Source organism: Acidiphilium sp. AL, assembly GCF_025499445.1.
Taxonomy (GTDB): domain Bacteria; phylum Pseudomonadota; class Alphaproteobacteria; order Acetobacterales; family Acetobacteraceae; genus Acidiphilium; species Acidiphilium iwatense.
This window is the reverse complement of sequence record NZ_JAIMBZ010000099.1, coordinates 1-2,660: the sequence shown is the minus strand read 5'-3', so window position 1 is coordinate 2,660 and position 2,660 is coordinate 1. Positions and strand designations below refer to the sequence as shown.

Here is a 2,660-nt window from a genome sequence, read left to right as displayed (position 1 = left end):
CTTTCCCGGCTCGTTGCTGCTCAAGGACACCGCGTGCCACACGGTTTTCTCTACCTTCAGCCCGGGCGGCGGGGTCGGCCTTCGCGAGTTGGAGGGATCAGGCGACGTGCTGATGGTGCCGGACCCCGGCACTTTCCGGATTCTGCCCTGGGCGGCACATAGCGGTTGGTTACTGTGCGATTTACGCTTCACTAATGGCTGCGCCGTACCGTTTTCGACGCGCGATCTGTTCCGTGACACGCTTCAGGTTTTACGCGACCGCGGGTACGAATTCGTCGCAGGCGCCGAGCTGGAATTCCACCTCTTTCGCATCGTCGACCCGCGACTAGATCCCGCGGACGCTGGGCAACCTGGCGTGCCACCCGAAGTGGCACTTACCACCCAAGGCTACCAGCATCTGGCCGAGCTACGCTACGACGAGCTGGACGACATTTTCGAGCACCTGAGGGTCGGCCTGACCAAGCTCGGCCTGCCGCTTCGTTCGTTGGAGATCGAGTACGGCCCGAGCCAATACGAGATGACATTGAGTCCTGCCGCAGGACTTGCTGCAGCTGACCTCGTGGTGCTCTTCCGTAGCGCTGTGAAGCAGATCGCGCGCCGGCATGGGTATCACGCGACTTTCATGTGCCGTCCGCGCATCCCGAATGTCGTTTCTTCCGGTTGGCACCTGCACCAGTCGCTCACCGGCTCGGATGGTGGCAACGTGTTCCGCTCCACCGACGGCGAGGACGTGCTTTCGCCAGTCGGGCGCTGCTATCTCGCGGGCCTGCTCGTACATGCTAGCGCTGCGGCGGCGTTCAGCACGCCGACGATCAACGGCTATAAGCGGTATCGCCCGTGTTCGAACGCGCCGGAACGCGCAATCTGGGGTCGTGACAATCGTGGCGTGATGGTACGGGTGCTGGGCATGCCTGGCGATACCGCGACGCGGTTGGAAAACCGTGTCGGGGAGCCGGCTGCTAATCCCTATCTCTACATGGCGTCGCAAATTGTATGCGGCCTCGACGGCGTTGATCGCGGTCTTGATCCGGGGCCGTCCGCCGACACGCCGTACGAGGCGTCAGCTACGTTGCTGCCGCACTCGCTCGACGTGGCACTCGATGCCTTGTCGCAGAGTGCCTGCTTGCGGCGCGGCTTCGGTGACGCCTTCGTCGACTACTATCTTCATCTCAAACACGCCGAGCTTGCCCGCTTTCGGGCCGAAGTGACCGAGTGGGAGCAGCGAGAATACTTCTCGATCTTCTAACATCGCGGAGAAGTCGAGTCTCAAAATCCACGATGGGGTATGTTGATTCAAAAAGCCGTCCGCGGCACGAACACGAACCAGGGGGCCATGATGAAAATAAAACTTACAAAAATCGTGACTGCGGCATGTTCCGGTCTGGTGCTTGCCGCACTCGCGGCGGGACCGGCATTCGCCATGAACGGACCGGCGCCAACCAAATACAATCTTGGATCACTCGGCGAATACAGCATCAGCGGCGGGGTCGACGGCTACGGCGCCGCCTACACCAACAGCACCGGCAATCTGTTCAACCAGAATCCGCAGAACGTCTCCGCCGGTCTCGCCAATGCCCTGATCAACATCCAGAAGACCTCGGGACTGGTTCAGTTCACCTTCGAAGCCGGGGAATATACGTTCCCGATTCTCGGCTCGAAGGCCTTCGGATATCCGACCGGATCGCCTCAGAACGGCTACAACTTCCTTGGAACCCCCGTTCTTCAGGGATACGTCACGCTGGCACCGAGTAAAAACTTCACGATTTCGGCCGGCATCATCCCGACGGTCGAAGGCATGGAGCAAGCGCAGGACTGGAATAACTTCAACTTCTTCCTCTCGCAGTTGGCCAATATGGAGATCACGTCGGAGCGGGGCATCGAGGCGACCCTGACCCATGGCCCGGCGTCGCTGACGGTCCAGTTCGACGATGGCTATTTCTCGAAGCGCTTCAACAACGTTCAGGCCGCGCTGACCTATAACCTGAACTCGTCCGACTATATCTATCTCTACGGCTCGGATACGATCGGCACCACCGATTTCACCAACGTGACCAATGGTTTCCCCGAGGTCAACAGCAATATGATCGGCGGTGGTGTCAGCTCCACCTTTGGTAAACTCACCGTGATTCCGTATGTCCAGTACCAGTGGCTGCCGAAGAGCGCGCGGGTCGGCAACGTCAAGACCTATAGCAACATCGCCTTCGCGGTGTCCACGGACTACCAGTTCAACAAGCTGTGGTCGCTGGGCAGCCAGGTGAGCTATGTGAGCACCAATACCGACAAGCAGAATATCGCCAACGCCATCGCCTTCGGCAACTGGATGGGATATGGCGCGACCGGCCCCGGTGCGATCGGACCCGGCGCTTCCATGCTCGGATTGCAGCTGACGCCGACCTGGCAATACAAGCAGCTCTTCGTGCGCACGACCTTCGCTTACTCCCATCTCTCGAGCTATCTGCCCGGCTTCGGCTACGGCACCAGCGGCAACAAATCGGGCATGTTCGCGGGTGTGTTAGAGGCAGGATTCCTGTTCTGACGCCGTGCTTGTCGTCATCGAAGCCGAAAAGTTTAGTCTGCCTTGTCATCTGACAGATAAAATCAACCAAAGCACATTCTGGGGCAAAAAACAGGAGAAAATGAAATGAACAAAACAGCCGATA

At 59.2% G+C, this 2,660-nt stretch carries 2 protein-coding genes; both read left to right on the top strand.

The features are described 5' to 3' along the window. The coding region (locus AiwAL_RS19985; protein ID WP_262313467.1) for a glutamine synthetase family protein at positions 1-1,246 on the top strand (1,246 nt) is incomplete at its 5' end. Positions 1,247-1,285: 39 nt separating this feature from the next. After that, on the top strand, positions 1,286-2,536 hold the full coding sequence (locus tag AiwAL_RS19980; RefSeq protein ID WP_262313466.1) for a porin: 1,251 nt from the start codon (positions 1,286-1,288) through the stop codon (positions 2,534-2,536). Positions 2,537-2,660 lie beyond the last annotated feature (124 nt).